Below are 322 nucleotides of genomic sequence, written 5' to 3' on the forward strand. Positions count from 1 at the left end.
GACCTGGCGGTTTGACGAGAGAGCGTGCAGGGTTTGAAGTGCGAGACGTCCACTATTCCCACTACGGTCGTATGTGTCCAATTGAAACCCCAGAGGGACCAAACATTGGACTAATTAACTCTTTGTCGAGCTTTGCGAAGGTCAACAAGTTTGGCTTTATCGAAACACCATATCGAAGAGTAGATCCAGAAACGAATAAGGTCACCGATCGAATCGACTATTTGACCTGGCGGTTTGACGAGAGAGCGTGCAGGGTTTGAAGTGCGAGACGTCCACTATTCCCACTACGGTCGTATGTGTCCAATTGAAACCCCAGAGGGAC

General features: G+C 49.4%; 2 pseudogenes. Both read left to right on the forward strand.

The window, feature by feature from the left end:
* A pseudogene (locus tag G5S52_RS24515) lies at nt 1-227 on the forward strand (hypothetical protein); the annotation flags it as partial.
* A pseudogene (locus tag G5S52_RS24520) lies at nt 226-322 on the forward strand (hypothetical protein); the annotation flags it as partial. The pseudogenes G5S52_RS24515 and G5S52_RS24520, both read left to right, overlap by 2 nt.

The organism is Grimontia sedimenti (assembly GCF_011045095.1).
Classification (GTDB): Bacteria; Pseudomonadota; Gammaproteobacteria; order Enterobacterales; family Vibrionaceae; genus Enterovibrio; species Enterovibrio sedimenti.